This window comes from uncultured Veillonella sp. (assembly GCF_905209685.1).
Taxonomy (GTDB): domain Bacteria; phylum Bacillota; class Negativicutes; order Veillonellales; family Veillonellaceae; genus Veillonella.
The window spans coordinates 1-5674 of the sequence record NZ_CAJLUB010000118.1 but is presented as its reverse complement, the minus strand read 5'-3'; the positions used below and the strand labels follow the sequence as shown (position 1 = coordinate 5674).

Below are 5674 nucleotides of genomic sequence, written 5' to 3'. Positions count from 1 at the left end.
TAGATGTGGACATAGAGCGTGCCACGTAAAACAAAAAAAGCTCAATCGATGATAAAAAAACATATCCCTTGATGCTTGTGTATACATGTATACAAAAAACAATAGTGATAAAAATGCATAGTCTATGACTTAAAGTCATAGACTATGTTTTTTTTATATTTTCAATTCACAGTGGACAGGAGTATACTATGTATAGACAAAAATTCTATAGAATTTAAAACTTAGATGAGGTTATGGACAGTCACAGCCGATAATATCACTACAGAATGGATTCTTTAGAGGTAGTTTATAGTTTATACTTTCACCAAGACCGAACGGAACGATGCCGCAGAGCTTGGATTGATCAAGTGATATGAAGGAGTGCACGTTATGGATATGAATCAGAGCACAATCGAGCAACAACGTCTAGATCAAGCTAGACTAGAAGCTAATGGTATGTACAGCAGCCAATTTGAAAAAGATGCTTGTGGCATGGGCTTTGTCGTTAATATTAAGGGTAAAAAATCCCACGATATTATCGATGATGGCTTGCGCATTTTAGAGCGTCTTGAGCATCGTGGTGGTGCTGGTGCAGATAAGGACACAGGGGATGGTGCCGGTATTTTGGTGCAAATTCCTCATGAGTTCTTCAAACGCGAGTGCGAAGTGCTTGGCATTAACTTGCCCTCCGCTGGTGATTACGGCGTAGGCATGGTATTCGCTCACAAATATGAAAGCCTCCGCAACGAGCAAAAACGTATTTTTGAAGAGGTGGTACGCGAAGAAGGTCAAGTAGTTCTCGGCTGGCGTGAAGTACCAGTTGATGGTACTAAAGTTGGCCATGAAGCTGCTGCCATTCGTCCATGGATGATTCAAATCCTCATCGGTAAAGGCCCAGATATTACAAATAATAAAGAGTTCGAACGCAAATTATACATCATTCGTAAATTAGCGGAAAAACGCATCATTCCATTGAGCAAAGAATTATCTAGTGATTTCTATATTGCATCCTTGTCCTCTAAAACAATCGTATATAAAGGGATGTTGACACCTGGTCAATTGCGTGACTTCTACCTTGATTTGAGTGACCTTGACTTTACATCTGCATTGGCGATGGTTCACTCTCGCTTCAGTACGAATACATTCCCAAGCTGGGCCCGGGCACATCCTAACCGTTTCTTAGTTCACAATGGTGAAATCAACACTATTCGCGGTAATGTAAACTGGATCAATGCTCGTGAAGGCAAAGCGGAATCTCCATTGTTCCCGGACATCAAAAAAGTATTCCCTGTAGTTGATGACAGCGGTTCTGACTCCGCTATGTTCGATAACACATTGGAATTCTTACACATGACAGGTCGTTCTTTGCCTCATGCTATTATGATGATGATTCCTGAACCTTGGGAACGCAACAATCTCATGAGCCAAGAAAAACATGACTTCTATGAGTTCAATAGCTTCATGATGGAACCATGGGATGGTCCTGCTGCTATGGGCTTCACTGATGGTACTGTTATCGGTGGCGTACTTGACCGCAATGGTTTGCGTCCTGCTCGTTACTATGTAACAACTGATGATCGCGTTATCATGGCCTCCGAAGTGGGTGTAGTAAGCGAAAACGCTGAAAATATTCGTGCTAAAGGTCGTTTGGAACCAGGTAAAATGCTTCTCATTGATACGGAAGAACAACGTATCATTTCCGATGAAGAAATCAAACAACGCGTTGCCACTGAATTGCCATATGATGAATTGGTAAAAGAGCACGTTATCCACTTGTCTGAAATTACACAAGCTGATGAAAGTGATATTCCAAAAGTTGAAGATTTGTTCAAAAAGCAACAAGCCTTTGGTTATACCCAAGAAGACCTTGTACGTATGATTGTACCTATGGCAAAGGATGGTAAAGATCCTGTAGGTGCAATGGGTGCCGATGCTCCACTTGCTATCTTGTCCGATAAACCACAATTGTTATACAGCTACTTCAAGCAAATGTTCGCGCAAGTAACAAATCCTCCAATCGACTCCATTCGTGAGGAAATGGTTACATCTACACGCGTTATGCTTGGTAACTCTGGTAACTTAACAGACCCTAATAAAGCTGGTACTTATGCGTTGTCCATGCGTACACCAATCCTTACTAATCAAGAATTGGCGTCCATTAAGGCTCTTGACTGCCGCCGTATGAAGTCTGTTACATTGCCAATCCTTTTCGACCCAACTAAGGGTGCTGATGGTTTGCGCGATGCATTGAATGAATTGTGCGAAAAAGCAGAAGAAGCAGCACGTACAGACCAAAATGTATTGATTTTATCTGACCGTGGCGTTGATGAAAATCATGCACCAATTCCTGCATTGTTAGCTGTAGCAGCTGTTCATAATCACTTGATTAGAAAAGTATTGCGCACAGAAATTGGTCTTATCCTCGAATCTGGTGAGCCTCGCGAAGTACATCATTTCTGTACACTGATCGGTTATGGTGTAACCGCAATCAATCCATATGTAGCTCTTGAAACTGTACGTGATTTACAAGCCCATAAACGCCTTGGTGATATTACTCCTGAACAAGCAGAAAAGAACTACATCAAAGCGGCTGTGGGCGGTATCATGAAAGTTATGTCCAAAATGGGTATCTCCACAGTACGTTCTTATCAGGGTGCACAAATCTTTGAAGCCTTGGGATTGAATACTAACTTCATTAACAAGTTCTTTGTAAATACACCAACACGTATTGGCGGTATTGGTCTTGTAGGTGTTGCTAATGAAGCATTGGCTCGTTTTGACCGTGCTTTCAAATCTGATGAATCTGTACTTGAACCGGGTGGTTGGTATGGTCCTGTAAAAGATGGGGAAGAACATTTATTCAACCCTAAAACAATTGAGCTTTTACAAGAATCCCTCATCAATGGCGACTATGCTAAATATAAAGAATACTCTAAAGCTATCCGCAACGATTACCACGTAACATTGCGTTCCTTGATGGAATTAAATTACCCTGTAGGTGGCGGCATTCCTATCGAAGAGGTTGAGCCTGAAGAATCCATCGTAAAACGCTTTAAAGCGGGTGCTATGAGTTATGGTGCCATCAGTAAAGAGGCTCATGAAGCGATTGCTATCGCTATGAACCGTCTTGGTTCTACATCTAACTCTGGTGAAGGCGGCGAAGACGTAGCTCGTTTCAAACCATTGCCAAATGGCGACAGCATGAATTCCGAAGTAAAACAAATTGCATCTGGTCGTTTCGGTGTAACTGCAAATTACCTCATTCATGCAAAAGAATTACAAATTAAATGTGCACAAGGTGCAAAACCAGGTGAAGGTGGCCAGTTACCAGGTAAAAAAGTATACCCTGAAATCGGGAAAGCTCGTCACTCCACTCCTGGCGTAGAGCTCGTATCTCCACCACCACACCATGATATTTACTCCATCGAAGACTTGGCTGAGTTGATTTATGACTTGAAATGCGTTAATAAAGACGCTCGTATTTCCGTTAAGTTAACATCTGAAGCTGGTGTTGGTACTATCGCTGCTGGTGTGGCAAAAGCAAAAGCAGATAATATCTTAATTTCTGGTTACGATGGTGGTACAGGTGCGGCAGGCCGTACATCTGTAAAACACGCTGGTGTGCCTTGGGAATTAGGCTTGTCTGAAACTCATCAAACATTGATGCTCAATAGATTACGTGACCGCGTTAAATTGGAAGTAGACTCCAAGTTGATGACTGGTTTCGACGTAGCCGTTGCTGCGATGCTTGGCGCTGAGTTATTCGGTTTCGGTACGTTGCCACTCGTTGCTGTAGGTTGTAAAATGGCTCGTGTATGTAACCTCAACACATGTCCTTACGGCGTTGCTACACAAGATGAAAAATTGCGTGCTCGTTTCTCAGGTAAACCTGAGTACGTAGAAAACTTGATGATCTTCATCGCTCGTGAATTGCGTGAAATCATGGCTCGTCTAGGCATTCGCTCCGTAGCTGAACTCGTTGGCCGTATCGATCTTGTTCGTCAAAAATCTCAAGACGATAACTTCAAATTATCTCGCGTTGACCTTAAACGCGTATTGTTCCACCCATACATCGACGCATCTGTAGGTCATATGCATATGGTTGACCAAGATCACGAATTGGAACGCACATTGGATATGTCCAAGCTCTTACGTATGTGCCGTCCTGCTATTGAGGACCAAAAACCTATTCGCGCTAAATTGGCTATTACAAACATTAACCGCGTTGTAGGTACCTTGGTTGGTTCTGAGGTGACTCGTCGTTATGGTGAAAGCGGCTTGCCAGACAATACAATTAAGTTAAACTTTGAAGGCTCTGCGGGCCAATCCTTCGGTGCTTTCATTCCTAAAGGCATGACATTAGAACTCGAAGGGGATGCAAACGATTATCTCGGTAAAGGCTTATCCGGTGGTACTATCACTGTATATCCACCTAAGAAATCCATCTTTGAAGCTGATGAAAACATCCTTATCGGTAATGTTGCCTTCTATGGTGCTACATCTGGTACATCCTACATCAATGGTGTAGCTGGTGAACGTTTCGCCGTTCGTAACAGTGGTATCACAGCTGTTGTAGAAGGTGTAGGCGACCATGGTTGTGAATACATGACTGGTGGCGAAGTGCTTGTACTTGGCAAAATTGGTCGTAACTTCGCAGCAGGTATGTCCGGTGGCTATGCGTACATCCTCGATTGCGATGAACGTTATGTAAACACAGGTCTAGTAGAATTACGTCCTGCTAATAATGATGACCTTAAACGCATTAAAGAATTAGTAGAACAACACGTATTGCATACTAATTCCGCTAAAGGCCGTCACATCCTTGAAAACTGGAATAACTTTGTAAACAGATTTACAAAAGTTGTACCTGTAGCATATGAAGAAATGCACGCTGCTATTGAACGCTATAAAGAACAAGGCTTATCCTTGGAAGAAGCTCAATTAGCTGCATTCAAAGAAAAATATGCAAAATAATTTCTAATCTAACTGAATATCCTTTAGATAAGACATATGAAATGCCTCTATAGCTTTGACTATAGAGGTATTTTCATGTATAATATTTGTATTGCAATATTGGATCATGGCAGTTCTCGGGCCTGTGCAATGGGGGCCTGTGAATCGTGTCAGGACTGAGAGGTAGCAGCACTAAGCGGTAACCTTCATGTGCCACGGGGAACCCGGGGGCTGTCGTGATCGAATATTGCAAGGCGGCCTGAGAGGCCGCTTTTTTTATGTCTAATTTAGAATGCATGATATTCGATTCTGGACTATACGATGTTGTATTATGAACCATATGATGGAGTTTTGACTAGGAAATATCAGCATTATTTATAAGTAAATATATTACTTTCGTATTGGGGAAAGAACTTTATTAAGGAAGTCAGAATTTCCTTAATATGGTATAATAAAGTATTGTAATTTTCGGAAAAGGGGGTGTTCCAATGGCATATATTGCGTTATATCGTAAGTACCGTCCACAGACGTTTACCGATGTGGTTGGTCAGCATCAGGTGTCTGATACGTTGATGCGTGCTATCCGCGAGGATAAGGTAGCTCATGCGTATTTGTTCGCTGGTCCGCGAGGGACTGGTAAGACGAGTATGGCCAAGATTTTCGCGCGCGCTATCAACTGCGAGCATGGGCCAACGGATCATCCTTGTAACGAGTGTAGTGCTTGTAAATCGATTTTGAGCGG

2 protein-coding genes and 1 other RNA gene are annotated in these 5674 nt (G+C 42.4%); all 3 read left to right on the top strand.

The window, feature by feature from the left end:
• Positions 1 to 369: 369 nt before the first annotated feature.
• Positions 370 to 4953 (top strand): glutamate synthase large subunit, encoded by a 4584-nt coding sequence (gltB, locus tag QZ055_RS07835; protein WP_295825833.1) that lies wholly within the window; start codon positions 370 to 372, stop codon positions 4951 to 4953.
• 113 nt (positions 4954 to 5066) lie between these two features.
• Positions 5067 to 5166: signal recognition particle sRNA small type (gene ffs, locus QZ055_RS07830), an RNA gene on the top strand.
• 254 nt (positions 5167 to 5420) lie between these two features.
• Positions 5421 to 5674, top strand: a 254-nt coding sequence (locus QZ055_RS07825) for an AAA family ATPase (protein WP_363178934.1), incomplete at its 3' end; no start/stop codon positions are given.

What these genes read in the sequence shown, in the direction of transcription:
- gltB (WP_295825833.1), top strand. Translation starts at nt 370, where the DNA reads ATGGATATGAATCAGAGCACAATCGAGCAACAACGTCTAGATCAAGCT.